This window comes from Nonomuraea aridisoli (genome assembly GCF_003236395.1).
Classification (GTDB): domain Bacteria; phylum Actinomycetota; class Actinomycetes; order Streptosporangiales; family Streptosporangiaceae; genus Nonomuraea; species Nonomuraea aridisoli.
In genome coordinates this window covers 1-22,765 of the sequence record NZ_POUD01000142.1, presented here as the reverse complement: position 1 = coordinate 22,765, position 22,765 = coordinate 1, and the positions used below count along the sequence as shown (strand labels likewise).

Annotated in this window: 23 protein-coding genes; 10 read left to right on the top strand and 13 right to left on the bottom strand. The window is 71.7% G+C overall.

Annotation, left to right across the window (positions count from 1 at the left end):
* Nucleotides 1–94 precede the first annotated feature (94 nt).
* From C1J01_RS28670 to C1J01_RS28655, 4 genes are all read left to right on the top strand, one after another.
* Nucleotides 95–442 (top strand): hypothetical protein, encoded by a 348-nt coding sequence (locus tag C1J01_RS28670; RefSeq protein ID WP_181449015.1) that lies wholly within the window; start codon nucleotides 95–97, stop codon nucleotides 440–442.
* Nucleotides 442–1,104: a bifunctional 4-hydroxy-2-oxoglutarate aldolase/2-dehydro-3-deoxy-phosphogluconate aldolase gene (locus tag C1J01_RS28665; RefSeq protein WP_111182083.1), complete on the top strand. Its 663-nt coding sequence runs from the start codon at nucleotides 442–444 to the stop codon at nucleotides 1,102–1,104. Before C1J01_RS28670 ends, C1J01_RS28665 begins: the two co-directional genes overlap by 1 nt.
* 91 nt (nucleotides 1,105–1,195) lie before the next feature.
* Entirely contained in the window at nucleotides 1,196–1,591 is a 396-nt protein-coding gene (locus tag C1J01_RS28660) for an SMP-30/gluconolactonase/LRE family protein (protein WP_146615758.1), read from the top strand.
* 99 nt (nucleotides 1,592–1,690) lie between these two features.
* Entirely contained in the window at nucleotides 1,691–3,808 is a 2,118-nt protein-coding gene (locus tag C1J01_RS28655; RefSeq protein ID WP_220040142.1) for a DUF8189 domain-containing protein, read from the top strand.
* Between the two features lie 168 nt (nucleotides 3,809–3,976).
* Here C1J01_RS28655 and C1J01_RS28650 read toward each other — a convergent pair whose 3' ends face one another.
* The 10 genes from C1J01_RS28650 to C1J01_RS28605 all read right to left on the bottom strand — a co-directional run bounded on the left by C1J01_RS28650 (nucleotide 3,977) and on the right by C1J01_RS28605 (nucleotide 15,299).
* Complete coding sequence (locus tag C1J01_RS28650) at nucleotides 3,977–5,020, bottom strand: serine hydrolase domain-containing protein (protein WP_111182080.1); 1,044 nt, start codon at nucleotides 5,018–5,020, stop codon at nucleotides 3,977–3,979.
* 313 nt (nucleotides 5,021–5,333) lie between these two features.
* Nucleotides 5,334–6,233 (bottom strand): N-acetylmuramic acid 6-phosphate etherase, encoded by a 900-nt coding sequence (murQ, locus tag C1J01_RS28645; protein WP_111182079.1) that lies wholly within the window; start codon nucleotides 6,231–6,233, stop codon nucleotides 5,334–5,336.
* Nucleotides 6,234–6,389: 156 nt separating this feature from the next.
* Complete coding sequence (locus tag C1J01_RS28640; RefSeq protein WP_111182078.1) at nucleotides 6,390–7,244, bottom strand: GNAT family N-acetyltransferase; 855 nt, start codon at nucleotides 7,242–7,244, stop codon at nucleotides 6,390–6,392.
* The gene (locus tag C1J01_RS28635) at nucleotides 7,244–8,254 is read right to left on the bottom strand and encodes an ABC transporter ATP-binding protein (protein WP_111182077.1); all 1,011 of its coding nucleotides are present in this window, start codon (nucleotides 8,252–8,254) and stop codon (nucleotides 7,244–7,246) included. Before C1J01_RS28635 ends, C1J01_RS28640 begins: the two co-directional genes overlap by 1 nt.
* Nucleotides 8,251–9,237, bottom strand: a complete 987-nt coding sequence (locus C1J01_RS28630; RefSeq protein ID WP_235854726.1) for an ABC transporter ATP-binding protein — start codon at nucleotides 9,235–9,237, stop codon at nucleotides 8,251–8,253. Before C1J01_RS28630 ends, C1J01_RS28635 begins: the two co-directional genes overlap by 4 nt.
* Nucleotides 9,238–9,240: 3 nt before the next feature.
* Nucleotides 9,241–10,140 (bottom strand): ABC transporter permease, encoded by a 900-nt coding sequence (locus tag C1J01_RS28625; RefSeq protein WP_111182075.1) that lies wholly within the window; start codon nucleotides 10,138–10,140, stop codon nucleotides 9,241–9,243.
* Nucleotides 10,137–11,147: an ABC transporter permease gene (locus C1J01_RS28620; protein WP_111182074.1), complete on the bottom strand. Its 1,011-nt coding sequence runs from the start codon at nucleotides 11,145–11,147 to the stop codon at nucleotides 10,137–10,139. The genes C1J01_RS28625 and C1J01_RS28620 overlap by 4 nt, the downstream gene beginning before the upstream one ends.
* A 10-nt stretch (nucleotides 11,148–11,157) precedes the next feature.
* Nucleotides 11,158–12,978 carry an ABC transporter substrate-binding protein gene (locus C1J01_RS28615; RefSeq protein ID WP_111182073.1) on the bottom strand — a complete coding sequence of 607 codons (1,821 nt, stop codon included), beginning with the start codon at nucleotides 12,976–12,978 and terminating at the stop codon, nucleotides 11,158–11,160.
* A gap of 166 nt (nucleotides 12,979–13,144) precedes the next feature.
* A complete protein-coding gene (locus C1J01_RS28610; RefSeq protein ID WP_111182072.1) occupies nucleotides 13,145–14,110 on the bottom strand; it encodes a zinc-dependent alcohol dehydrogenase family protein in 966 nt (321 codons plus the stop codon).
* 1 nt (nucleotide 14,111) lies between these two features.
* Complete coding sequence (locus C1J01_RS28605; RefSeq protein WP_111182071.1) at nucleotides 14,112–15,299, bottom strand: M20 metallopeptidase family protein; 1,188 nt, start codon at nucleotides 15,297–15,299, stop codon at nucleotides 14,112–14,114.
* An 81-nt stretch (nucleotides 15,300–15,380) separates the two neighbouring features.
* Between C1J01_RS28605 and C1J01_RS28600 the strand changes: the two genes are divergently transcribed.
* Together C1J01_RS28600 and C1J01_RS28595 are read left to right on the top strand one after the other, a co-directional pair.
* Nucleotides 15,381–16,160, top strand: a complete 780-nt coding sequence (locus C1J01_RS28600) for an HAD-IIA family hydrolase (RefSeq protein ID WP_111182070.1) — start codon at nucleotides 15,381–15,383, stop codon at nucleotides 16,158–16,160.
* 42 nt (nucleotides 16,161–16,202) lie between these two features.
* Nucleotides 16,203–16,826 (top strand): hypothetical protein, encoded by a 624-nt coding sequence (locus C1J01_RS28595; RefSeq protein WP_111182069.1) that lies wholly within the window; start codon nucleotides 16,203–16,205, stop codon nucleotides 16,824–16,826.
* 118 nt (nucleotides 16,827–16,944) lie between these two features.
* Here the strand turns inward: C1J01_RS28595 and C1J01_RS28590 are convergent, their stop codons facing one another.
* Both C1J01_RS28590 and C1J01_RS28585 read right to left on the bottom strand, forming a co-directional pair.
* Entirely contained in the window at nucleotides 16,945–17,481 is a 537-nt protein-coding gene (locus C1J01_RS28590) for an NADPH-dependent FMN reductase (RefSeq protein ID WP_181449014.1), read from the bottom strand.
* 235 nt (nucleotides 17,482–17,716) lie between these two features.
* Nucleotides 17,717–18,646, bottom strand: coding sequence for an acyl-ACP desaturase (locus tag C1J01_RS28585; RefSeq protein WP_111182067.1), 930 nt, complete (start codon nucleotides 18,644–18,646; stop codon nucleotides 17,717–17,719).
* A gap of 78 nt (nucleotides 18,647–18,724) precedes the next feature.
* On the opposite strand from C1J01_RS28585, the gene C1J01_RS28580 reads away from it, so the two are divergent.
* Nucleotides 18,725–19,165, top strand: coding sequence for an NUDIX domain-containing protein (locus C1J01_RS28580; protein ID WP_111182066.1), 441 nt, complete (start codon nucleotides 18,725–18,727; stop codon nucleotides 19,163–19,165).
* 18 nt (nucleotides 19,166–19,183) lie between these two features.
* Here the strand turns inward: C1J01_RS28580 and arfB are convergent, their stop codons facing one another.
* Nucleotides 19,184–19,591: an alternative ribosome rescue aminoacyl-tRNA hydrolase ArfB gene (gene arfB / locus C1J01_RS28575; protein WP_111182065.1), complete on the bottom strand. Its 408-nt coding sequence runs from the start codon at nucleotides 19,589–19,591 to the stop codon at nucleotides 19,184–19,186.
* A gap of 153 nt (nucleotides 19,592–19,744) precedes the next feature.
* Here arfB and C1J01_RS28570 point away from each other — a divergent pair, with 153 nt between their 5' ends.
* The 3 genes from C1J01_RS28570 to C1J01_RS28560 all read left to right on the top strand — a co-directional run.
* The gene (locus tag C1J01_RS28570; protein WP_111182064.1) at nucleotides 19,745–20,560 is read left to right on the top strand and encodes a lipase family protein; all 816 of its coding nucleotides are present in this window, start codon (nucleotides 19,745–19,747) and stop codon (nucleotides 20,558–20,560) included.
* Nucleotides 20,557–21,135 carry an HAD family hydrolase gene (locus C1J01_RS28565; RefSeq protein ID WP_111182063.1) on the top strand — a complete coding sequence of 193 codons (579 nt, stop codon included), beginning with the start codon at nucleotides 20,557–20,559 and terminating at the stop codon, nucleotides 21,133–21,135. Before C1J01_RS28570 ends, C1J01_RS28565 begins: the two co-directional genes overlap by 4 nt.
* A 132-nt stretch (nucleotides 21,136–21,267) precedes the next feature.
* The coding region (locus C1J01_RS28560; RefSeq protein ID WP_111182084.1) for an alkaline phosphatase D family protein at nucleotides 21,268–22,765 on the top strand (1,498 nt) is incomplete at its 3' end.

The following is a 22,765-nucleotide window of genomic DNA, read 5'->3' as shown; positions in this document are numbered from 1 at the left end:
GGGCTCCGCCCCTCACAACCTCCCCCCAAAGGACCCCGGCCCTGGGCGGTGGGTTGGTGGGCACGGGCAAGAGGGGAGTACGGCGGTCGCCTTCGTGGAGGGGCGTTGGCCCGCACCGTGGGGCCTGCGGCTGGATCGGCTCGGCCCCGATGACGGTACGGCCGTCGGCGCCGTGCTGCGCTGCCCCGCCGTACGCGTCGTCGACGGCCACGACGCACTCGACCTGCGGGTGGAGGCGCCGGACGGGGTGCCTGTGTCCACCGCGCTGTGGCGCAACCTCGGCGGGTTCCCCGACGGCGCGCCGTACCGCAGCGTGGGCGTCGAGCCCATGCTCGGAGCCGTGTTCGATCTCGCCGAGGCGGGCCCGGGCGACGCGGCGGTCGTCCCGTCCTCCGGCGAGCTGACCTGGCGGCTGGTGCTGGCCGCGGAACGGATGGTGTGATGTCCCCGACGACCCCTGACCTGGATGCGACGCGGTTTCGCGAGGTGCTCGCGCGGCGGCGGCTGCTCGCCATCGTGCGCGGCTCCGACGCGAACGCCGCCCTGCGCACGGTGACCACGCTGGCGAAGAACGGCGTCCGGCTGATCGAGGTCTCGCTGGTGACCCCGGACGCGCTCCAGGTGATCCGCGACGCGCGGGCGGAGCTGGGCGGCGAGGCCCTGCTCGGCGCCGGCACCGTGGTCAGCGCCGACGACGCGCGCGCGGCGGCCGACGCCGGCGCCTCCTACCTCGTCACCCCGGCGGTGTCCGAGGCCGTACGCGCCGGGCGCGAGCTGGGGGTGCCCGTGCTCGCCGGAGCGCTCACGCCGACCGAGGTGGTCGCCGCGCTGGACGCGGGCGCCGCCGCGGTGAAGTTGTTCCCGGCGTCGCTCGGCGGAGCCGCTTACCTGCGGGCGCTGCGCGACCCCTTCCCGCAGGTGCCTTTCGTGCCGGTCGGCGGCGTCGGCGTCGCCGAGGCGCGTGACCACCTGGCCGCCGGAGCGCTCGCGGTCGGCGTCGGCTCGCCCCTCGTCGGCGACGCCGCACGCGGCGGCAGCCTCGACGAGCTCGCCCAGCGGATCGCGGCCTTCCTGACCGCCCTGAACATCCGGGACACGCGGTGATCCACGCCCCGGCTCCCGCGCGTCCGCAGTGGCCGGAATCGCCACCGGCGCACCCGGCCCCGCCCGGCTCCGCCGGTTCCAATTCGGCCCCGTGCGACTCCGCCAGATTCAACCCCTTCCGGCCTGGCTCGCCCGGATTCCCGCCGCGCGCGCGACGCGCGGCGGGCCGACGTACTTCGCCGAGAGCACCGCAGGGAGGAGCGGCCGGTACGCCGCCGGCCCTTCCACCGGTGCTCCCGGCGAGCCGTCCGTCCTCGCCTCGTCGGCGGACGGCGACCCCGGCGGGATGACGGCGGACGAGGACGGCCATCCGCGGGTGGCGGTGCGAGGCGGAGTCGCTGCGCACCGCGACGGGCCCGCCGGCCGGCTCGACCGCGTCCTCCCGACCCCCCACCCCCAGCCGACCGGCATCGGCCTCGACCCCGGGCGACCGGGTGCGATCCACACGGTGAACGGCGGCGCTCCAGGCCGACCGCCCGACGCGTGACGGCTGGGCTGACCCAACTCCCAGGAGGTAATGGTGCGAAGACTGCATCGCCTGTTGACGTCACTCTGCGTAGTGTTACTGGCACTTTCCGCAGGAACCGTGGCCGCCCATGCGAGTGAGGCGCCCGGTGAGTCCGACCAGGGTGCCCCCGCGTACTACAACAGCGGGCACGCGCCCGTGCCGTACATGGGGTGGAACACCTACTACGCCGGGTTCCTGCCCTACGCCGCCGACCCCGACAAGTACCTGGGCGCCCGTTCCATCAAGCGGATGGCCCGTTACCTCGTGGACAGCGGCCTCGCCGCCGCCGGCTACGACATCGTCTGGCTCGACGGCGGATGGAACCTGGCGGCGACCGAGACGGGCGGCCACCCGGTCTCCCACTCGATGGGCCGTGACGAGCAGGGCAACCTGCGCTACGACCCGGAACGGTGGCGCTTCGATCCGGACAAACCCGCCGACGCCGCCACGAACGGGCTCCGGCAGCTCACCGACCACCTGCACGCGCTCGGCCTCAAGGCGGGCATCTACACCGACGCCGGTCCGGACATCCCGACCAGCTGCAGCATTGCCAGCAACGGCCACTACCAGCAGGACTTCGACCAGTTCGTCGCCTGGGGATTCGACGCGGTGAAGGTCGACTTCCTGTGCGGCGTGGCCGCGGGGCTCGACCCCGCCACCACCTACCGTGAGGTCAGCAAGGCCGTCGCCGGCCGCATGATCCTCAACATCTGCAACCCGGTCACCACGGACTGGGGCGACTACCCGCTGGAGCGCACCGCGATCCACTCCTACAGCTTCGGCGCGACGATCGCAGACTCGTGGCGGACGGGCACCGACAGCGCGTTCTACGACAGCGACGGCAACGAGTGGACGTACTTCAAGCGCACGCTCGGCGTCAACGAATACCACCCCGAGGCGAACGGCCCCGGCCACTACAACGACCCCGACTACCTGCTGCCCACGCACGGCCTCACCTTCGAGGAGGCCAGGACGCAGTTCGGCATGTGGGCCATCATGGCCGCGCCGCTCGTCATCGGCACCGACGTGACCGCGTTCGACGAGGCCACCACCGAACTGTTCAAGAACCCCGAGGTCATCGCCGTCGACCGCGACCCGTTGGCCATCCAGGGCGTGCGGGTGGCCTCCCCCGGCGCCGGGCTGGACGTCTACAGCAAGCGGCTGTCGCAGCCCGGCACCCGGGCCGTCGCGCTGCTCAACACCTCCGAGTCGGACGCGTCGATCACGGTGAACTTCGCCGACACGGGCCTGACCGGCCCCGTACAGGTGCGGCGCCTGTGGGAGCGCCAGGACGCCGGCGGCTTCCAGGACTCCTACACCACCACGGTGCCCCGGCACGGCGTCGTCCTGCTCAAGCTCACCGGAGCCGAGTCGGTCCTCGGCACCGACCTCGGCGGCGAGCCGACCGGCGACCCCGCCATCGTCCGGCAGGACGAGACGCACGCCGTGGCGTTCGTCCGCGGCCGCAACGGCGCGCTGTACGAGCAGCGATCGGCGGGCGACGCCTGGACGGGGAAGTGGCGGCACCTCGGCGGCCCCACCCACGGCAGGATCCTCGGCCAGCCGGCCGCGGTCGCGACGCCGGGCGGACGGCTCGACGTCTTCGTCCGCGGCACGGACAACGCGATCTGGCAGCGCACCTCCATCCATGACAAGTGGGGACGCTGGCTGCGTCTTGGCGGCTCCGCCGCGGACGCACCGGGCGTGGCCTGGCAGAGCCCGGACGACTGGACGTTGTTCGTCACCGGAGCCGACGGCCGGGTGCAGTACCGCACCCAGGATTCCGGCTGGGCCGACCTCGGCTCCCCGACCGACGGCGTCGTCTACGGCAGGCCGAGCGCGGCAGTCGGTCCCGGCGGCCGCGTCGAATTGGCCGTACGGGGCAACGACGACCACCTCTACCTGCGGAGCCGGGTCGGCGGCCAGTGGAGCGGGTGGCAGCAGGGCGACGGCACCCTCAGCGGCAGCCCCACCCTCACCGCCACCGCCACCGGCATGTCCGTCTTCGCCCGCGCCGCCGACTACAAACTCTGGCGGCGCGACTTCGCCGACGGGCAATGGGGCGGCTGGTACCAGCAGTCCAGCTGGTCGAGCGACACCTTCACCGGTGCCCTCGGCGTCGCCCCCGACAGCGACGGCAAGGTCTCGGCGGTGGTCTCCGGCACCGACGGCCACGTCCATCTCGTAACCCTCTGACCCCGCGTGGTCCGGCGCGCCCGCCGCACCGGACCACACGCTCGGGTACTGCGCGGGACTGCGCGCTCGGATGCTGCGGGGGACCACGTGCTCGGGGGTCGCCAGGGAGTACGCGCTTGGGTGTTGCGCCGGGCTACGGGCTCGGGGGCTCGACGGCCGGGCTTGCCGTCAGGCCAGGCGGGCGGCCTCCGCGGCCACCGCGTTGCGGAGGTCGCGGATGCCGTCGCGGCCCCGTACGGGGTGGACGGCGTTCGTCAGCAGCACCACCGTCAGGCGACGCACCGGGTCGACGACGAGCGAGGTGCCGGTGAAGCCGGAATGCCCGTACGCGGCCGTCAGGGGGCCGGTGATGCCCGGATCGCCGATGCGGACGCCGAGCCCGTGGCGGAAGGGCGCGCCCTCGGCCCCCTGGTCGCGCAGCATCTCGGCCACGGTCTCGGGGCGCAACATCGGGCCGCCGCCGCGACGCAGCGCCTCTCCGAAGAGCAGCAGGTCACCGGCCGTGGCGAACACCCCGGCGTGCCCGGCCACGCCGCCCAGCGCGTACGCCGTCTCGTCGTGCACCTCGCCGCGTACGCAGCCGGGTCCGGGGCGGCCGGGCTTGTCCTCGGTCGCGGCGATCCGGTCCTTCCCGGCAGGCCGGTAGCCGGTGTCGGCCAGCCCGAGCACGCCGGTCACCCGGTCGCGCACCAGCGCGTCCAGCGGCGCGCCGCCGGCCAGCTCCGCGACGCGGCCGGCGATGATCAGGCCGACGTCGCTGTAGAGGTACGGCCCGCCGACCGGGTGGCGGATCGGTGTGCGCACCATCGCGGCCATCCGCTCGACGGGGCCGGCGTCGGGCAGCTCCCGGTCGATGCGGCGGCCGGCGGGCAGCCCGGCCGTGTGGGTGAGCAGGCGGCGCGGGGTGAGGCGCGGGTCCGCGCCGGGCAGGCGGCCGGCCACCGGCTCGTCCAGGTCCAGCAGGCCCTCCTCGGCGAGCGAGAGCAGCACGACCGTGGTGAAGAGCTTGCTGATCGAGGCCAGGTCGTAGATCGAGTCGATGCGCGCGGACGGGCGCTCGGCGGCCAGTGTTCCGTCGGCGCCGGCGTAACGGACGAGCTCGCCGGCCGCCGCCGACGCGGCCACGGCGCCGTCCACGGCGACCAGCGCGACCGCGGCCGGGCAGACACGCGGCACCGCGTCCGCCAGGATCGACTCCAGCCGATCGGACATCCCCGTTCCCCTTCCGCCACCCGAACCCACCGAACCCACCGAACACCGAACCGGGAACCCGCCGGGCCCACCCGACCTACCAGACCCATCGAACCTGGAGCCCGCCGAACCCACAGAACCCACCGAACGGCTGAACCAGAACCAGCGGAACCGGCCGAGCCGGCCGAGTCGGCCAAGCCCTCCAAGCCGGCCGCCAGACCGGAGATCCGGTCGAGCCCGACGTGTACACCGAAGCCGCCGTATCGACTAACGCGCCGAGCCCACTGAGTCCGACGCTTGCACCGAACCGGCCGAACGAATCGAGTCGGGATGGTCAGGTGCTGAGGGCGTCGATGAGGCGTTCGCCGTGTGACTCCAGCAGGGCGCGGGCGGCCTGGGCGTCCAGGCCGTGCCGGATCATCAGCACCGCGATCTTGGCCTGGCCGCCCGCCGCGTCCAGCGCCGCGCCGGCCGTCTCGCGGTCGGCCCCCGTGATGTCGCTGACCATGCGCCGCGCCCGTTCGGCGAGCTTGCTGTTCATGGCCGACATCTCGATCATCTGGTTCCCGTACGTACGGCCCAGCTTCACCATGGAGATCGTAGAGATCATGTTCAGCACGAGCTTCTGCGCCGTGCCCGCCTTCAGCCGCGTCGAGCCGGTCACCACCTCGGGCCCCACGACCACCTCGATGGCGTGCTCGGCGGCGGCCGACAGCGGCGCGCCCTCGTTGCACGACAGGGCGACGGTCAACGCACCGCGCCCGGCGGCCTCCGCCAGCGCCCCCAGCACGAACGGCGCCCGGCCGCTGGCCGACACGCCCACCACCGAGTCGAGCGGCCCGGCCTCCAGGTCCTTCAAAGCGGCGGCGCCCGCGTCGGGGTCGTCCTCCGCGCCCTCCACCGAACGGGTCAGCGCCTCGGGGCCGCCCGCGATGACGCCCTGCACCAGCGACGGGTCGGTCCCGAACGTCGGAGGGCACTCGCTGGCGTCCAGCACGGCCAGCCGCCCCGAGGTGCCGGCGCCGACGTAAAGCAGCCGGCCGCCGCGGGCCATCCGGGCGGCGATCGCGTCGATGGCCTCGGAGATCGCCGGCAGCGCGACCGCCACGGCGACGGGCACGGCGGCGTCGGCCTGGTTCATCAGCCGGGCGATCTGCTCCGTGGGCAGCCGGTCGATCTGGCTGTAGCGGGGATCACTCTGTTCGGTGGCCAACTCGGGCACGGGCTCGATCATGACGCTAATTTCCACCCTTTACTACTAATTTGTAAATATCTTTCAGACAATGGGTTCATGTCTCATGTGAGAACCTGAGCCGAACACAAGCTCGGGAGGTACCCACCTCTACCCGATCATGAACCCCGCCCGCGCCCCCTGAACGTCGATGGGGCCTCACACAAGGTCGCGCCGGTAGAGCCAGAAGACACGTTCCGCCCGCGCGCCGACGGCACGCGAGTAGAACCGCAGCGGCCCCACCCACCCGATCTGGGCGGTGCTCTGCCCGGCGGCCCGCTGGTCGGCCAGGCACCGGCGCAGCAGCACCCGCCCGACGCCCGTCCCGCGCGCCTCGGGGGCGGTCCCCATGGGCCCGAACCAGGCCGGCCGCGCGCCCCACGCGGCGAAGCCGAGGATACGGCCGTCGCGCTCGGCGTAGTGCAGCCCGGCCGCGTGCACGGCCTCCCAGGCCCATCGATCGTTCCAGTGCTCCTCGACGAACGCCGCCACCCGCTCGCGATCCTCGACCGACTCCCGGACGGCCACGCCCGCGGCCTCCAGCCGCCGTACGTCCTCCTCGACCGACAGGTCGGCGGCCAGGTCGGCCGTCATGTTCCAGGCGACGTCGTAGCGTTCGTACCCGAGGCTCTCGGCCAGGCAGGCGGCGGCGGTGTAGCGGACGTCGACGCCCGGCCAGGCGTAGCACGGCGGGTTGCCGGCGAAGCGGGCCTGGCGCGCCCCCTGACCGGCCAGCCACTCCTCGGCCGCGCGCACCAGCGCCCGGCCGCGCCCCTGACCCCGCGCGGAGGGGTGCACGGCCAGCAGGTCGATGTGGCCGACCCCGGCCGCGTGAGCGGACAGGGACGCCAGCACCACACCGCCGTCCACGGCCAGCGCCGTCCAGCGTCGTCCGGCCGGGGGCCGCGACAGGTGAGCCACCAGCGCCGCGCCCTCGCCGGGGTCCAGCGTCAGCGCCGTCTCGGCGACCCGCGCCGCCTCGGCGGGCTCGGCCGCCCGTACGGCGTGCGTCATCACACCTCGCTCAGCGGGCGCGCGATGACGTTGCGGCGCTCGGGGTAGAAGCAGGCGTGCTCCTGCGGCACGCCGTCGGTGATCTGCAGCAGAGGCCGCTCGCCCTCACACCGATCGGCACGGAAGGGGCAGCGCCGGGCGAACAGGCAGCCCTCGTCGGATCTGCTCTCGTCCAGCGACTCCAGCGGCACCACCGGCTGCTCGCCCGGCTGCTCCAGCCCGTGCAGCACCGGGATGGCCGACAGCAGCGACTGGGTGTACGGGTGCACGGGGTCGGCGATGACCGTGTCGACTGCGCCGCGCTCGACGACCTGGCCGCGGTAGATCACGTACAGCTCGCCGTCGTCGCCGATGTAGCGGGCCGTCGCCACGTCGTGCGTGATGAACAGCACGCTCACGCCGAGCCGCTCGCGCAGGTCCTTCAGCAGCGCCAGGATGCCGAGCCGGAGCGAGACGTCGATCATCGAGACGGCCTCGTCGGCGACCAGCATCTCGGGGTCCACGGTCAGCGCCCGCGCGATCACCACGCGCTGGCGCATGCCGCCGGACAGCTGGTGCGGGTAGCGTGCCAGCACCGAGCCCGGGTCGAGCCCCACCAGCGACAGCACCTCGGCCGCCCGCTCCTCGATCCACGACCGCGGCCGGCCCGTCTGCCGGGCCCGCAGGCTGAGCGGGGCGTGCAGGGTCTGGTGGATGGTGCGGGTCGGGTTCAGGGCCGAGTACGGGTCCTGGTGGATCATCTGGATCTTGCGGAAGTGCGGCTGGCGCTCCTTGGGCTTGAGCCCCGACATGGCCACGCCGTCGATGACGACCTCGCCCTCGTCGTACGTCTCCAGCCCCGCGATGATCCGGCCCAGCGTGGTCTTGCCGCACCCGGACTCGCCGATGAACGAGGCCGCGCCGCCCTTGGGGATCGCGAAGTCCACGCCCCGCAGGGCCCGCACCTCTCGGGCGCCGAGCATCTTGCCCCGCTGCTTGTACGTCTTGACGACGCCGGTTCCGGTGATCATGCGTGCTCCTTCACGGTCACGGCGTGACAGGCCACGGTCCTCGTGCCCTGCAGGACGGCCTCGGGGTCGACGTCGTCGCACACGTCCATGCGCAGCGCGCACCGCTCCCTGAACACGCAGCCCTGCTTCGGCACCGTCGCCAGCGTGGGCGGGCGGCCGGGCAGCGCCCGCGCCTCGTCGATGTCGCCCACCAGCCGGGGGATGGCCTTGATCAGGCCCCTGGTGTACGGGTGCCGCGGCGAGCCGAGCACCTCGCGGGTCGGGCCCTGCTCGACCAGGCGGCCGCCGTACATGACGGCCAGCCGGTCGGCGACCTCGGCCACCACGCCGATGTCGTGGGTGATGACCAGGGTCGTCAGGCCGCGCTCGGCGTGCACCTCGCGCACGATCTTCAGGATGTTGGCCTGCGTGATCATGTCGAGCGCCGTCGTCGGCTCGTCCAGCACGACCACGTGGGCGTTGAGCACCAGCGCCAGCATGATGCCGACGCGCTGGCGCATGCCGCCGGACAGCTCGTGCTGGTGCGAGTCGAGCACCCGCGCGCCGTCCAGGCCCATCCGGCCGAGCAGTTCCTTGGCCTCGCGCACGAGGCCGCGCAGGTCGTCCACGCCGTGCGAGCGGCCGAGGTCGAGCAGCTGCTTGCCGACCGTCTTGAGCGGGTTGAGGGAGTTCTGGGCGGCCTGGAAGACGTACCCGATGTGCCGGCCGCGGGCCTTGCGCAGCTGCTCGCCCCCCAGGCCCACCACGTCGCCGAGCCCGTCGATCTCGACGCTGCCCGCCGAGATCCGGCCCGGCGGCTGGACCGCGTTGAGCAGCGACAGGGCCAGCGTGGACTTGCCGGAACCGGACTCGCCCACGATGCCGGTGATCGAGCCGGGCTCCAGCGTCAGGCTGACGTCCCGGACGGCGGGCAGCTCGCCCGCCGGTGTCTTGTAGACGACCGTCAGGCCGTCGATGCGCACGCCCGGCGCTTGCTTGCTCACCCTTTACTCCTCGCGCAGCCGGGGGTTGAAGATCTCGTCCATGGCGTCCACCACGAGCACGATGGCCAGTGTCAGCAGCAGGATCGCCAGCAGCGGCCCGATCAGGAAGCCGAGCGCGCTCGGCACGGTCAGCGCGCCGGAGCGGAACACCGCCGTGTTGAGCATCTGACCCCAGTTGTTCGACTCGTACGGCAGCACGCCCAGGAAGAACAGGCCCACCTGGGAGTAGACGCCGCCGGTGATCGCGATCAGCATGTTCATCGCGATGTACGGCGCCATGCTCGGCAGCAGTTCCTTGCCGACGATGTGGGAGGTCGACAGCCCCAGCCCGCGCGCCGCCTCGATGAAGCCCCGCTCCCGCAGCGACAGCGTCTGCGCGCGCACCGCCCGCGCCACGCCGCCCCAGCTCAGCAGCCCCAGCACCAGGCCCATCTGCACGGCGCTGCTGAACTTCCACACCGTGGAGAGCACCAGCAGCAGCGGCAGCCCGGGGATGGTCAGCTTCATGTCGGTGATCCGCATGAGAACGGTGTCCCAGCGGCCCCGCTTGAAGCCGGAGAACAGCCCGATGCCGGTGCCCAGGACCACCGTGATGACGGCGGTGACGAGCGCGGCCAGCAGCACGTACCGGGAGCCGGTGACCACCAGGGCGACCACGTCGCGGCCCTGGTCGTCGGTGCCGAGCCAGTGCTGCCAGCTCGGCGGCCTGGTCAGCTGGTTGACGTCGCGGGGCAGCGGGTCCGGGTAGAACAGGGGCCCGAAGGCGCCCATGAACACGAACCCGGCCATGAGCACCGCGCCCACCAGGCGGCTGGGCTTGCGCCGCATCACCCGCCACACGCCCGCCCAGAAGTTGCGGCGCATCGCCGCGCTCGTGGACGAGCCCTCCAGCAGGACGGTCATGCTGACACCTCCTCCCCGCTGCGGACCCGCGGGTCGATGACGCTGTAGAACAGGTCCGCGATGATGTTCGCCACGATGATGGACACCGTGATGATCAGGAACGCGCCGCCCATCAGGGCGTAGTCGCGCATCGTGATGCTCTCGATGAGCAGCAGCCCGAGCCCGGGATAGTTGAAGATCCGCTCGATGAACACCGCGCCGCCCAGCAGCAGGCCGAGTGAGAGCGCGAGGATCGTGAACAGCGGCAGGATCGCGTTGCGCGCGATGTACCGGAAGATGATCGAGCGCTTCATCCCGCGCAGCTCGGCGGCCAGGATGAAGTCGTCGCCCAGCACGGTGACGACGCTCGACTTCATCGCCAGGATCCACCCGCCGTACGCGGCCAGCGCGTACGTCGCCACCGGCAGCACCGCGTGCTCGACCAGCGAGCCGATGTAGCCGGCGTTGAACCCGGGCTCGAACAGGATGTCCACCGGCCCGTCGGCCGGCAGGATCGGGATCAGCGTGGCGAAGATCGCGCTGAGCAGCAGGCCCAGCACGTACTGCGGCACGCCGTGCAGCAGCGAGCCGGAGATCGCCAGGACGTCGCCGAGCTTGCCGCTGCGCCGGATGGCCGCGTAGACGCCCATCACGATGCCCACCAGGAAGCTCAGCAGCGTCCCCGCCAGCACCGGGAGGACGGTCCACTTGGCCGCGTCGGCCAGCACGTCCGTCACGGGCGCGCCGGCGTGCGTGACCGACTGGCCCAGGTCGAAGGTGAACAGCCCGCCCATGTAGTCGACGTACTGCTCCCACAGGGTGCCCTTCGGCTGGAAGCCGTACAGCACGCGGGTCGCCTGCTCGGCCGCCTGCGGGGCCATGCCCTGCTCGATCAGTTTCTGCACGTTCGCCGCCACGGGATCGCCAGGGATGCTCCTGACGATGAAGAAACTGATCGTGGCGACCACGAGGATCATGACGAGCCCGCGGGCCAGGTGGCCCGCGAGTCGCCGTGCGATGACCGTCATACGCTCTTCTCTACTGCTTGCCCTTGATCATGCCCAGCTGGATCCAGACACCGGCCGGCAGGCGCAGCAGGTCGCTGTCGTTCTGCGGCCACCCGGTGAACCGGGAGGTGTTGGTGAACTGCGTGTTGACGTAGTCCCACAGCTGGATGACCGGGAGGTCCTGGTTGGCGGCCTTGGCGAGCTTGGCCATGATGGGCTTGGCCTCCTCGGCGGTGGCGGCGTTCAGCTCGGCCGTCAGCTCACCGGGGTTGACCTTGCCGACGCCCTCGACGTCGATCTCCTCGGGGCCGCCCATCCAGTTGCCGCCCTTGCCGGGCGCGTTGTGGGAGACCTTGCCGGCCACGTTTGTCCAGCCGTTCGAGGTGCCGTAGAGGCGCTGGAAGATGTCGTACGGCGCGGGGCCGAGCGCCATCAGCCAGAAGCCGACGTCGTACTTGCCCGCCGCGAGCTCCTCCAGGTAGACGGGGTAGTCGGCGACGGTCACCACCTCGGCGTCGACGCCGTTGTCGACGAGCTGGCTCTTGATGTTCTCCTGCGCGGAGATCCAGTCGGAGAAGCCGGACGGCGCGTGCATCGTGACCTTCCACGGCGTGCCGTCGGCCAGCGTCCACTTGCCGTTCTGCTTCTTCAGGCCGGCCTCGGTGAACTCGGCCTCCGCCTTGGCCACGTCGTGGTTGTACGGCTCCAGGCTGCTCAGCTCGGAGCCGATCCACTCCTGCGCCGGCTTCTGGTGGATGCCGGAGGTCGTGAGGGCCGGCGTGCCGCCGTCGGGCGAGGCGACCTTGGTCACCTGGGCGCGGTCGATGAGGTAGGCCAGGCCGCGGCGCACGTGCACGTTGTCGTACGGCTTCTTGCTCTGGTTGAACGCCATGCCGACGGCCACCGGGGAGAAGCCCGTGATGATGTGGGAGCCGGGCGCCTGCTTGATCCGGTTCATCACGTCCGGCGGGGCGGCGACGAAGCCGGAGTGGTCGAGCTTGCCGGCGCTCAGGTAGTTCCAGATCTGCTCGTTGCCGCTGTAGTTGAGGAACTTCACCTGCGCGGGCGCCACGTTGGCGGCGTTGTAGAAGTTCGGGTTCTTCAGCAGCAGCGCCTCGCCCGGGTTCACCCGCTCCAAAGTGAACGGCCCGGCGGAGACGTCCTTGGGCGGCGCGAAGGCCAGCACCTTCTGGCCGAGCGCGAGGATCTCCTCGCGCGCCTTGTCGGCGGCCTCGCCCTCGCCCCTGGAGGTCTTGAGCTTGTCCCAGAAGTCGGCCGGGAGCACGCTGCCCCAGACGTGCGCGGGGACGACCCAGTTGTCCAGGACGCCGCGGGCGAACTTGGCGCTCGGGTTCGTCATGTCCTGGGTGACCTTGACGGTCTTGTCGTCGACGACCTCGACCTCGGCCGCCGCTCCGGCGGCGCCCGGCGTGAGCGCGAAGGCGGTGCTGCCGGTGGTGTAGGCCAGGCCGATGGAGAGCCGGACGTCCTCGGCGGTCACCGGCTTGCCGTCGGACCACTTGGCGTTCGGCTGGATGTGAAGGGTGATGGAGGAGTTGTCGGCTGCGACGTCCCAGCTGGCGGCGATGCCCGGGTAGAACTGGTTCGGGTCGGTGAGGTGGTTCTTGACCCAGGCCAGTTTCATCCCGTTGTACCCGAGGAAGGCATTACCCTTCGGGTTCCAGGGATTGGCCGGCGCCGACGCGTCGAGACCCGGCCGGGCCACGTCGATCGTGGTGAAGAGCCCGCCGCCACCGCCTGAGCCGCCGGAATTGTTGGTGGTGCCACCACTGCACGCCGCAGTCGCGGTGGCAAGACCCACCAACGCCACTACCGCTGCCAGTCGCTTCATTCGCTGCTCCGGGGGATGTCGGGACCTGGATTCCAGGATCTAAGAGGGATTGACCGGACACTACGATCACGCCACATCAGCGTCAATAATCTCCAGTAGATGTGAGGCTAATGTAACTTTCCTTCATCAGGGTACGCAGTGGTACTAAGCGTCATCCACAATTCGGTCAATCAATGACCAAAACCGCAGCCCCGTTGACCTGGCCGTTCGCCAGATCCGAGAGCGCCAGAGCGGCGTCATCCACGGCGTACGGGGCGATCGTCACGCGCGGCGGATGCGCCAGGGCGAGCTCCAGATAGGCCCGCCCGTCGGCCCTCGTGTTGGCCGTCACGCTGCGCAGCGTGCGCTCCTGGAACAGGTGGCGGTCGTAGTCGAGCGCCGGCACGTCGGTCAGGTGGATGCCGGCGATCGCCAGCGTCCCGCCCCGGTCGAGCGCCTCCAGCGCGGGCGGCACGAGGTCGCCCACCGGCGCGAAGAGGATGGCCGCGTCCAGCGGCTCGGGCGGCCGGTCGCCCGCCGAGGCGGCCCCCAGCTCCAGCGCCAGCGCGCGGGCGGCGGGGGAGCGGGTCACCACGTGCACGGTCGCGCCCCTTGCGATCGCGGCCTGCGCCGTCAGGTGCGCCGAGGCGCCGAACCCGTAGATGCCGAGCCGCCCGCCCTCCGGCAGGTCGCAGCGGGCCAGCGCCCGGTAGCCGATGATCCCCGCGCACAGCAGCGGCGCCAGCCGCTCGGCGGGCACGTCGCCGGGCAGCGGGTAGACGTACGCGGCGGGCGCGACCAGGTATTCGGCGAACCCGCCGTCCGCGTCCCACCCCGTGTACGCCGAAGCGGGGCAGAGGTTCTCCATCCCGCGCCGGCAGTAGCGGCACCGGCCGCAGGTCGAGCGCAGCCACGCCACCCCGACGCGCTCGCCGGTGCCGGCCACCCGGCCCACCGCCTGGTGCCCGGGGGTGGTGCGAGGCCGCCTGGGCGGCAGGTCGCCCTCGGCGAGGTGCAGGTCCGTACGGCACACGCCGCACGCCTCCACGCGGACGAGCACCTCACCCGGTCCGGGCTCGGGCACCTCCCGCTCGACGAGCGCCAGCGGCCCGGACGCCATCGGCCCCGGCCGCTCCACCACCCAGGCCCGCATGTCAGGACAGCCGCGAGAACGCCAGGGACGCGTAGAGCGCGGCTCCGTCGGGCAGCACCGCGTCGTCGAACATGGCCTCGGGGGAGTGGTTGTAGGGCGCGGTCTCCGGGTCGAGGCCGGGCGGGCAGGCGCCCAGGAACGCGAACGCCCCCGGCACCGACTCCAGCACGTACGAGAAGTCCTCCGAGCCCATGATCGGCTGCGGCGCGACGAAGAAGCGGCCCGGCCCGAACAGTTCGTCGGCCGTCCGCCCGACGAACTCCGACTCGCTCGCGTCGTTCACCGTCACCGGGTAGCCCATCCCGAACGACGCCTCGGCCCGCAGCCCGTGCGCGGCCGCGATGCCCTCGACGAGCTCGACCAGCCGCCGCTTCATCAGCGTCCTGTTCTCCTTGCTGAAGGTCCGCACCGTGGCCTCGAACGACGCCTCGTCCGGGATGATGTTGTCCTTCGTGCCGCCGTGGAAGCTGCCCACGGTCACCACCACGGGGTCGAACACGTCGAACGTCCTGGTCACCATCGTCTGCAGCGCCGCCACCATCTCGCAGCCCGCCTGGATCGGGTCGAGCGAGCGCCACGGGGTCGAGCCGTGCCCGCCGCGCCCCTTCACCGTCACCTGGAACACGTCCGCCGCCGCCATCAGCGGCCCCGGCCGCGTCATGAACGTCGACGGCGGCATCATCGAGGAGACGACGTGCAGCCCGTACGCCGCCACCGGGCGCTCGCCGGCCGCGTCGAGCACGCCCTCCTCGATCATGTGCTTGGCGCCGTCGTGCCCCTCCTCCCCGGGCTGGAACATGAAGATCACATCGCCGGCCAGCTCCTCCCTGCGCGCGCTCAGCAGGTGGGCGGCGCCCGCCAGCATCGTGGTGTGCAGGTCGTGGCCGCAGGCGTGCATCTGCCCGGCGATCTGCGAGACGTACGGCAGATCGTTCTTCTCGGTCACGGGGAGGGCGTCCATGTCGCCCCGCAGGAGCACCGCGGGCCCCGGCCGGCCGCCGCGCAGCACGGCGGTCACGGAGCTGAGCCGGGTGCCGGTGGAGATCTCCAGCGGGAGCCCCTCGAGCGCGGCCAGCACCTTCTCCTGGGTGCGGGGCAGGTAGAGGCCGACCTCGGGCGTGGTGTGAAGGGAGTGCCGGAGCTGTACGAGTTCGTCCCGCATGTCCTGCGCGGATTCAATGAACGACATGAGGACATTGTTCATATACGGCAGCCTTCGTCCAGGGGTGTAGTTCCGCATCACGAAACGCCCGGTCGCTACGATGAGCACGTGACTCAGCGTAAGCGGATCGATTCCTGGTTGTCCGACATGGACGGTGTTCTCGTGCACGAGGGGCGGCCCGTCCCCGGGGCCGACGAGTTCATCAAACGGCTCAGCGAGTCGGGCAAAAGGTTCAAGGTCCTGACCAACAACTCGATCTACACCCGGCGTGACCTGGCGGTGCGGCTCGCGGGGGCGGGCCTCGACGTGCCGGCCGAGTCCATCTTCACCTCCGCGCTGGCCACCGCCCAGTTCCTCGACGACCAGCGCCCCGGCGGCTCGGCGTACGTCATCGGCGAGGCCGGTCTGACCACGGCGCTGCACGAGGTCGGCTACATCCTGACCGACCTCGACCCCGACTACGTGGTGCTCGGCGAGACGCGCACGTACAGCTTCACCCAGATCACCCGCGCCATCCGCCTCATCGAGGGCGGCGCGCGCTTCATCGCCACCAACCCCGACCCCATCGGGCCCTCCACCGAAGGATCGCTGCCGGCCTGCGGCGCCGTGGCCGCCATGATCACCAAGGCCACCGGCGTCGAGCCCTACTTCGTCGGCAAGCCCAACCCCCGCATGATGCGCAGCGCGCTCAACGAGATCGACGCCCACAGCGAGACGACCGCGATGATCGGCGACCGCATGGACACCGACATCGTCTCCGGCATGGAGGCGGGCCTGTTCACCATCCTCGTCCTGACCGGCGTCACCCAGCGTCACGAGATCGACCGCTACCCCTACCGGCCGTCGCTGGTGGTCGACTCCGTCGCCGACCTCATCGACCTCATCTGAACCTGACGTCCCCTGACAGGTAAGCGTGACAGGCTCGGCCGCATGACCCGCGTCTATCTCGAGATCGGCCAGAAGAAGGTGTTCGCCTGCTCGCTCGACTGGCCCGGCTGGTGCCGGATCGACAAGGGCGAGGAGGCGGCGCTCGACCGGCTGATGGACTACGTGCCCCGTTACCGTGTGCTCGCCGAGCGGGCCGGGCTCGCCTTCGACCCCGGCGAGCCCGAGGTGGTGGCCCGGGTGCGAGGGGGCGGGACGACGGACTTCGGGGTGCCGTACCAGGTGCCCGCCCTCGACCTGGAGCCGTTGCCGGGGCCCGAGGCCGAGCGTCAGGCCGCGCTGGTGCGGGCGGCCTGGGAGTTGTTCGACGAGACCGCCGCGCTCTCGCCGGAGGAACTGCGCAAGGGCCCGCGCGGCGGCGGCCGCGACCGCAGTAAGATCGTCGATCACGTGACCGAGGCGGAGCGCGCCTACGCGCGCAACGTCGGGGTGCGGTACAAGCCGTACAAGTCGGTGGCCGACCGCGACGCGATGCGGGCGGAGCTGATCGAGGTGCTGTCGCGCCCGTGGGAGCCGCCGGCCACCACCGCGTGGCCGCCGCGCTACGCGCTGCGGCGCATCGCCTGGCACGTCGTCGACCACGTCTGGGAGATCGAGGACCGGCGCTAGCCGGTGCAGGATTCTCATCCCGTACTTTTCTCCCGGCGGCATCGTGCCTGGCAGGGCGGTCGTGTTCCCGAGGGCCTCATCCTGGCCGGTGGAGAGATTCACTCCCGTGCTCTTCTCGTCAGCGCAGGGAGAGCACGGGCTCCATGACCTCGGCGGGGCAGAGCTGGCGGATCACCGCACGCACCTGGGCGCGCAGCTCCGGCGCCGTCAGGCGGCCGTCCTCGTCGAAGTGCGGGCAGGCCGGTGAGATCACCAGCTCCTCGCCCATGACGACCGCCCCCGCGCCCAGCAGCTGCTTGTACAGCTCCGCCTGCGCCCACATCGCGCCGCACGCCCGCACGCTCGCGCTCATCACGGCCACGTGCCTGCCCGCCAGGCCCTCGCGCGCGGACATCCAGTCCAGCGCGTACGCCAGCTCCACCGGGAGCAGGCTGTGCTCCGGGGCGGTCAGCAGGATCGCGTCGCTCCCGGCCGTCATCGTGAGGAGATCTCGGGCCTCCGGCGGCACCGGACCCGGGCGGTACGGCGGGATCGTCCCCAGCCCCTGCCAGACCTCGAAACCGACGCCTTCCGGCAGTTCGCCGCCCGCGGCATCCAACAATCTCGTGATAAATGACCCAGCGTGGAGGCTCGCGGCGATCCCGATGATTTTCACCCACTGCTCCCAAGAGGTTCCGGTGTTAGCGGAAACCTGCCCGATGGTCGGATGTGCAAGACCATCGGCTGGTCAAGAGGGACACCAGGCTTCGCCGCAGCGGCGATTCCCTGTCGCGCGCCGCCGCGGATGCCGCTAGCGGGGCGTTCTGGGGGCCGGCCCCACGGACGGGGGCCGGGGGGACCGCCGCGCGCACGACGCGCGGCGGGTCGTCAGTCGTCAGCTCGTCAGCTCGTCAGCCGCGGGCGGCGATGCGGGCGCGGCGCTCCTCACGGCGTTCGACGAACCTCGCCGCCGTGGCGTCGGTCTTGTCGAGGAACGCCGACAGCTCCTCGCGCGCCTTCTCGCCCTCGGCGTCCAGCCCGGTCTTGTCGAAGACCGCCCACTGCCGCAGCACCGGCATGAGCACGTCGTCGAGGTGGAGACGCAGGTCGTAGATGCCCTCGTGCGCGATGATCATGGCCTTGCGGGCGAAGCCCTCCATGCCCGTGCCGGGCATCTGGAACGTGGTGACGACGTCGGTCACCGCCCGCATGGTCTGGTTGGGGTCGAGCTCGAAGGCCGCCTTGAGCAGGTTGCGGTAGAAGAGCATGTGCAGGTTCTCGTCGGCGGCGATGCGGGCGAGCAGCCGCTCGCAGCCCTCGTCGCCGGAGGCTTTGCCGGTGTTGCGGTGGGAGATGCGGGTGGCCAGCTCCTGGAAGGAGACGTACGCCAGCTGCTGGAGCATGGTGCCGTACTCGGTGACGAAGCCCTGCTCCATGTGGCGCATGCGGGCGCGCTCCAGCGCGACCGGGTCCACGGCGCGGGTGACGGTGAGGTAGTCGCGCAGGGCGGTGCCGTGGCGGTCCTCCTCGGCCGTCCAGCGGTGCACCCACGTCCCCCAGGCGCCGTCGCGCCCGAACGTGGTCGCGATCTCGTGGTGGTAGCTGGGCAGGTTGTCCTCGGTCAGGAGGTTGACGATGAGCGACACGCGCGCGGCCTCGGGGATCTTGGAGTCACTCTCCCGCCAGGCCTCGCCCCCGTAGATGCCGTCGAAGTCGCGGCCCTCGCTCCACGGGATGTACTCGTGCGGGAACCACTCCTTGGCCACCTTCTCGTGGCGGTTCAGCTCCCCGGCGACCACGGGCTCCAGCTCGTGCAGCAGCTCCGTCTGAGTCATCGCCATAAAAGATCTTCTCCTTCAGGTTACGGTACCGTAGGTTAGGCTACCCGAAGGACATACCGGTCAAATAGGGTGTGATGTATGCAACCCAGTGTCCGGGGTGTCCTGCTCGATCACGACGAGCGTCTCATCTTGTTCCGCCGTACGGTGCCAGGACGCGACCTGTATTGGACGGTGCCCGGCGGGCACGTCGAGCCGGCGGACGGCTCACTGGAGGAGACCCTGCACCGGGAACTGCTCGAAGAGCTCGGCGCGACGGTCCGCGCGGTGACGCCGCTGGCGAGCGTGTCGTACCCGTGCCTGGGCGAGGTGAAAACCCAGCACCTGTTCGGCTGCCGGCTCGTGTCGATGGACCCGGCGCGGCGCAACGGCCCGGAGTTCGACGACCCGTCGCGCGGTCTGTACGAGGTCGAGCGCGTACGGCTGGAGCAGGCGGAGATCACGTCCAGGAATCTGGTGCCGAGGGCGGTGGCGGGCTACCTGTCGGGCAGCGTCGCGTCGTTGCCCCGGCTCATCGTCTAGGGCTCGCGGCCCGGTCGTCTACGGCTCGCGGCGCAGGCGCTTGAGGTCGGAGCGGTGCTTCTTGGCGGCGATGCGGCGTTCGACCGCGCCGCGGCTCGGCTTGGTCGGGCGGCGGCGCTTGGGCGGCGGGGCGATGGCCTCGCGCAGCCGCTGCGCCAGGCGGTGCTCGGCCGCCTCGCGGTTGCGCAGCTGGGAGCGGTACTCCGAGGCGGCGATCGTGATCGTGCCGGAGCCGAGGCGGTCGAGGGCGCGCGCCTTGAGCGCCGGCGGCAGGGCCGTGCTCGCGGCCACGTCGAAGGAGAGCTCCACGCGGCTGTCGGTGGTGTTGACGCCCTGGCCTCCCGGCCCCGACGAACGGGAGAAACGCCAGACGAGCTCGGCGTCGGGGATGACGACCGAGTCGTTGACGACCAGCGGGCCGGGCATGGGTGCGACTCCTCGAACGTGTCTTCTTTACGACATGTCACCGTATATGGCCGCGGTATGCCTCGCGCAACGGCATTTTGCGCCGCTTGACGGCTGATCGCGCGCGGCGTATGCCAGTATCGCGCGGAAGAGATCGCGGGGTGGGGAGGCGCGGTGGCCGTCATCGTCGGGGTGCACGGGATCGGCAAGTACGACTACTACCTGAGGGCCGGGCGCTCGGCGACGGGGGCGGCGGACGCCATGCGGCGCAAGTGGGACCGCTACCTGCACGCCTGCCTCGGCGGGGAGACACGGCCGTACTTCGCCGAGATCGCCTACTTCTCCCACCACCTCAACGACGGCGGCGACGACGTCCCCGCGGCCCGGGCCGCCATGGACGCGCCGGCCGAGGCCGTGCCGGCCGGCTGGGCCGGGAACCTCGGCCTCGGCGAGCACGTCACGGGCGCGCTCAAGACGTTCACCGGCTGGCTGCTCGACAGGCTCGACGAGAGGTCGGCGGCGTTCGCCGCGCTGTTCGCCCCTGAGGTGGCCTCCTACCTCACCGACGAGGGCAGGCGCGAGAAGTGCCGCCGGGCCGTCGCCGAGACCATCAGGCGCAACGGCGCCAAGGTGGTGATCGCCCACTCGCTCGGCAGCGTCGTCGCGTACGAGGCGCTGTGGGCCGACCCCGACCTGCGCGTCGACCTGCTGGTCACGCTCGGCAGCCCGCTCGGCATGCGCAACGTCGTCTTCGAGCGCCTCCTGCCCGCCCCGGTCAACGGCCGCGGCGAGCGGCCCCCGGGCGTCGGGCGCTGGGTCAACATCGCCGACAAGGACGACATCGCCGCCATCCCGCCCGCCCTGGCCGGCAGCTTCACCGGCGTCGACGCCGAGGAGCTGGTCAACCTCGACTGGATCGACTTCCACACCGCGGAGAAATACCTGGGCTGCCCCGCCCTCGGCCCGCATCTGCGACCATTCGTCCCATGACGTGGATTGTCTTCGACTACGGCGGTGTCCTCTCCCTTCCCCAGCCCGACTCCGACGCCGAGGCCATGGCGCGCGCCGTGGGCGCCGAGCCGGAGCCGTTCATGAGCCGTTACTGGGAGCGCCGGCTGGAGTTCGACGCGGGCGCCCTGACGCCGCACGCCTACTGGGCGGCGGTGCTCGACCGGCCCGTCACCCACGCCGAGGTCGCCCGCCTGGTCGCCATGGACGTCGCCAGCTGGGCCCACCCCGACGAGGACACGGTCGAGCTGCTCGGCGAGCTGCTCGCGGCCGGGCGCGAGGTGGCGCTGCTGTCCAACGCGCCCGTCTGCGTCGGCGAGGGCCTCGATCAGCTGCCCTGGATCGCCGCGATCGGCCACCGCTTCTACAGCGGACGCCTCGGCCTGGTCAAACCCGGCAGGGAGATCTACGACGAGACCGCCAAGGCACTCGGCGCCGACCCCGCCGACATCGTCTTCATCGACGACCGCCCGGAGAACGTCGAGGGCGCCGAACGCGCGGGCATGACGGGCGTGCTCTTCACCGGCGCCGCCGGCCTGCGCGCCGTCCTGTCCTGACAACGCGTTCATGGAAACGTACGAACGGGAGATCTCCGGGACGAACTGCGCGGACATGACGACCGACGCTGTTCATCCACCCTTGACGCCGCTGTCACGGCCGAGTCAACCCGGCGGGCGATACCTGGGAGCGTGGACCGCAGAGCCTTCCTGACAGCGGCGACAGCCGGCCTCCTCCTTCCCCACGCGGCCGCACCGGCGTCCGCCTCCTCCCGAACCCTCAGATCCGACCCGTTCACGCTCGGCGTGGCCTCCGGAGACCCCTCCGCCGACGGCTTCGTCCTGTGGACCCGGCTGGCCGTCGACCCCTTGAGCGGGGACGGCCGCGGCGGCATGCCGTCCCGCGCCGTGGAGGTGGACTGGCAGGTCGCCGCCGACGAGCGCTTCTCCAAGATCGTCAGGTCCGGTACGGCCACCGCGCGGGCCTCCGCCGCGCACAGCGTCCACGTCGAGCTCGAAGGACTGGAGCCGGGGCGCGAGTACTTCTACCGGTTCCGCAGCGAAGGGCGGCTGTCGCCGAGCGGCCGCACCCGGACGACGCCGGCGGGGGAGACGCCGCTGACCTTCGCGGTGGCCGCGTGCGCGCACTTCGAGCACGGCTACTACACCGCCTACCGCCGCCTGGCCGAGCAGGAGCCCGACCTGGTGGTCTTCCTCGGCGACTACCTGTACGAGTACGCCCCCAGCGGCTACACGGCGCTCGGGCGGCGCGTGCGCACCCACACCCCGGGCAAGTGCCAGACGCTCGCCGACTACCGGCTGCGGCACGCCCAGTACAAGAGCGACCGCGACCTGCAGGCCGCGCACCGGGTGGCGCCCTGGCTCGCGCTCTTCGACGACCACGAGGTGGAGAACAACTGGGCCGGCTCCCACTCCAGCACCGACGCGCCCGCCTTCGCCCGCCGCCGCGCGGAGGCGTTCCGGGCGTACTACGAGAACATGCCGCTGCGCCGCGCCAGCCTCCACGGGGCGTCGCTGCGGGTGAACCGGCGCGTCTCCTGGGGGACACTGGCCCGCTTCCACCTGCTGGACACCCGGCAGTTCCGCGACGACCAGGCGTGCGACGACGGCGTGCGGGCCGGCTGCGACGACCGGCTCGACGAGCGCCGCACCCTGCTCGGGCAGGACCAGTGGCGCTGGCTGGAGAGCGGCCTGAACGGCTCCGACACCCGCTGGAACCTGCTCGGGCAGCAGATCCTCATGGCGCAGCGCGACTTCAAGGTCGGTCCCGGCCGCGAGGTCAACCTCGACTCCTGGGACGGCTACGCCGGCGAGCGCACCCGCGTCCTCGGGGCGCTGGCCCGGACGGCGAACCCCGTGGTGCTGACGGGCGACGTGCACATGCACCACGCCGCCGAGCTCAAGGCCGACTTCGACGACCCGGACTCGCCGGTGGTGGCCAACGAGGTCGTGGCCACGTCCATCAGCAGCGACGGCGACGGCTACCGCGACAAGACCTTCATCGCCGAAGCCCTCCAGGAGAACCCCCACATCTCCTACATCGACCAACGCCGCGGCTACCTGATCGCCCGCCTGACCCGCGACGACCTCACGGTGGACTACCGCACCCTCGACTACATCTCCCGCCGCGGCGCCCCGGCCAAGACCTCCCACCGCCTCACCATCCCCG

Coding starts and splice junctions, on each gene's coding strand:
- C1J01_RS28615 (WP_111182073.1), bottom strand. CDS start 12,978: ATGAAGCGACTGGCAGCGGTAGTGGCGTTGGTGGGTCTTGCCACCGCG.
- murQ (WP_111182079.1), bottom strand. CDS start 6,233: ATGATCGAGCCCGTGCCCGAGTTGGCCACCGAACAGAGTGATCCCCGC.
- C1J01_RS28580 (WP_111182066.1), top strand. CDS start 18,725: ATGCAACCCAGTGTCCGGGGTGTCCTGCTCGATCACGACGAGCGTCTC.
- C1J01_RS28565 (WP_111182063.1), top strand. CDS start 20,557: ATGACGTGGATTGTCTTCGACTACGGCGGTGTCCTCTCCCTTCCCCAG.
- C1J01_RS28585 (WP_111182067.1), bottom strand. CDS start 18,646: ATGGCGATGACTCAGACGGAGCTGCTGCACGAGCTGGAGCCCGTGGTC.
- arfB (WP_111182065.1), bottom strand. CDS start 19,591: ATGCCCGGCCCGCTGGTCGTCAACGACTCGGTCGTCATCCCCGACGCC.
- C1J01_RS28665 (WP_111182083.1), top strand. CDS start 442: ATGTCCCCGACGACCCCTGACCTGGATGCGACGCGGTTTCGCGAGGTG.
- C1J01_RS28650 (WP_111182080.1), bottom strand. CDS start 5,020: ATGTCCGATCGGCTGGAGTCGATCCTGGCGGACGCGGTGCCGCGTGTC.
- C1J01_RS28605 (WP_111182071.1), bottom strand. CDS start 15,299: ATGTCGTTCATTGAATCCGCGCAGGACATGCGGGACGAACTCGTACAG.
- C1J01_RS28640 (WP_111182078.1), bottom strand. CDS start 7,244: ATGACGCACGCCGTACGGGCGGCCGAGCCCGCCGAGGCGGCGCGGGTC.
- C1J01_RS28610 (WP_111182072.1), bottom strand. CDS start 14,110: ATGCGGGCCTGGGTGGTGGAGCGGCCGGGGCCGATGGCGTCCGGGCCG.
- C1J01_RS28595 (WP_111182069.1), top strand. CDS start 16,203: ATGACCCGCGTCTATCTCGAGATCGGCCAGAAGAAGGTGTTCGCCTGC.
- C1J01_RS28620 (WP_111182074.1), bottom strand. CDS start 11,147: ATGACGGTCATCGCACGGCGACTCGCGGGCCACCTGGCCCGCGGGCTC.
- C1J01_RS28635 (WP_111182077.1), bottom strand. CDS start 8,254: ATGATCACCGGAACCGGCGTCGTCAAGACGTACAAGCAGCGGGGCAAG.
- C1J01_RS28625 (WP_111182075.1), bottom strand. CDS start 10,140: ATGACCGTCCTGCTGGAGGGCTCGTCCACGAGCGCGGCGATGCGCCGC.